Source organism: Actinocrinis sp., assembly GCF_035605935.1.
GTDB lineage: Bacteria > Actinomycetota > Actinomycetes > Streptomycetales > Catenulisporaceae > Actinocrinis.
In genome coordinates this window covers 1-2350 of record NZ_DATNGK010000136.1, presented here as the reverse complement: position 1 = coordinate 2350, position 2350 = coordinate 1, and the positions used below count along the sequence as shown (strand labels likewise).

At 69.0% G+C, this 2350-nt stretch carries 1 protein-coding gene and 1 pseudogene; one reads left to right on the top strand and one right to left on the bottom strand.

What is annotated here, in order from left to right; translation table 11 throughout:
* Positions 1–86: 86 nt before the first annotated feature.
* Positions 87–1871 carry a fatty acyl-AMP ligase gene (locus VN779_RS11790; RefSeq protein ID WP_325722527.1) on the bottom strand — a complete coding sequence of 595 codons (1785 nt, stop codon included), beginning with the start codon at positions 1869–1871 and terminating at the stop codon, positions 87–89.
* A 216-nt stretch (positions 1872–2087) separates the two neighbouring features.
* On the opposite strand from VN779_RS11790, the pseudogene VN779_RS11785 reads away from it, so the two are divergent.
* Positions 2088–2350: pseudogene (locus VN779_RS11785) on the top strand (hypothetical protein); the annotation flags it as partial.

Genomic DNA, 2350 nt, shown 5'->3' with positions numbered 1-2350 from the left:
GTTCTCGTAGTTCGTGAATCGGAGCAGAATGCCCCGGACCTTGACGATCGCCGTCCGGTTCCCCCTTCGTTGAGCTGGTCACTGCGTTACTGCGGTCGCTGCGCGGAGACCGGCGCCGTCTTCGATCGAGCCGGGGACTGCCACCTGGCGACCTCATTGAGGTGGCCGACGAGATACTCCCGTCGGCACAGCCAGCGCTGCACCTTGCCGCTCGAGGTCTTCGGAATGGTGCGCGGCGCGATCAGCACGACGGTGTGCAGCGGCAGGTTCAGTTCGATCGACACCGCCCGGCGGATGCCTTTGATGGCCGCCCGGTGCTGCTCCTCGCTCAGGCCGGCCTCGACCTCGTAGACCACCACAAGCTGCGCCCTGGAGCCCTCGTCGTCCTCGACGGCGAACGCGGCGCCGCAGTTGCCGCGGATACCGGCGACCGCTGCCTCGCAGACCTGCTCGATGTCGACCGGGTGGTAGTTGCGCCCGTTGAGCACGATCAGGTCCTTCGTTCGCCCGGTCACGAACAACTCGCCGTCCAGTAGGAACCCGAGATCACCGGTGCGCAGGAACGGTCCCTCGCCGGTCGTCGTCCTCGCGTCGAACGTGCTGGCGCTTTCCGCCGCTCGCCGCCAGTAGCCGGCGGCGACGCTGGGACTGCAGACCCAGATCTCGCCGACCCCGCCGGCGTCGAGCTGTTCGTTCGTCGCGGGATCGACGATCAGCAACCGGGTGTCGGGGCCTGGGGTGCCGCAGCCCACGAGCTTCCTCGCCGACTCTGCGGGCGTCGCCGACCGGGCCGTGCCCTCCAACTCGAGCGCGTCGCGCGCAACCGATACCGCACGCCATCCGCTGAGCGGCTTGCCGCCGGTCACAAACAGGGTCGCCTCCGCCAGCCCGTAACAGGGATAGAACGACTCGGCACGAAATCCGCACGGTTCGAAGCGCTCGGCGAAGCGCTTGAGGGTATCGGGGCGAACCGGCTCCGCGCCGGTGAAGGTCAACTCGACCGACGACAGGTCCACCCCCTCGAGGTCGGCGTCCTTCGCACGCCGCACGCACAGGTCGTAGGCGAAGTTCGGACCACCGGTGATCGTCGCGCGATAGCGGGAGACCATGTGCAGCCAGGACAGCGGGCGGCGCAGAAAGGCGGCCGGCGACATGAACGTCACCGGAATACCGGCGGCCAGCGGAGTGAGGATCCCCCCGACCAGGCCCATATCGTGGTAGGGAGGCAGCCAGAGGGCGGCCGAACTCGCATCATGCACCCCGAACGCGCGCGTGATATCTGCGCAGTTCGCGATCAATTGCGCGTGGGTCAGCATCACACCGCGCGGAAACGCCGTCGAGCCCGAGGTGTACTGCAGCACCGCCACGGAATCCGGGGGCGTCGCTGGCGACCCTCCTTCGCCGCCATTGCCGACCACGTCGGTCGCGAGCACACGCGGCGAACGGCGGTCGAGCGCGGACGCGAGCCACTCCTGCAGGGTCGGCGCGATGTCCGAGGTGGTAAGGACAAGATCCGCTCCGGTGTCCTCGATGATGGAGAGCAACCGCGACATCGTCCGGTGCAGGCGCGTCGTCTCGGGCGGGAAGGCGGGCACCGCCGGCACCCCGGCGTAGAAGCAGCCGAAAAGCCCCGCCACGTAGCCGACGCCAGGAGCATAAAGGAGGAGTGCGGGCCCGGGCCGCCCGCCGGCGGCTTCGAGGATGGCAGCCGCGACCGCACGGGCGCGCTTATCGAGTTCGGCGTAGGTGAGTTCCTGCGCCCGCCCGTCATCGAGAACGAAGCGGAAGGCCATGACGTCTGCGGACCTGTTGGCCTTCTCGTGCAGCAGCCGCGCGAAGCTCTCCGCCCGGCACCAGGATGGGTCCGGCACTGCTCCCGTCCCCGGCCCCTTGTCAGTCTCCTTCGTTGGAGGTGACAACGAGCTTTCAGCGGAGCTTCGGCGGGTCAACCTCGTGTTTTTCACAGTACTTAGGTGCCCCGAAGCTTCTTTCTGATACGTCTAACGGGACAACCCCCTGGCCTTCGGCAGGATCAGGCCCGGGTCCTGGGCGGCGGCTCGTCTGGCCTCGGAATAGACTCGGCGCTCATGGCCGACTTGTGGGCGATCCGAACTGGCATCGAGGCACGCGGCCTGCTTCGCGACGCCGCCCGGCTGTATAGGCGCGCCGCGCTGGCCGGTGACGCGAATGCCGCCGTCGGCCTGGTCCGGTGCTGGCACCTGGCGCATCCCGGTGACCGGCGCGCCGCGCGGTGGGCCGCCGAGAACGCCCCGGTCGATGACCCGGCCCCCGCCGCGCACCTGCTGCGGGCACTGCGCATGGCCGGCGCGGACGATGAGGCGCGGCACCT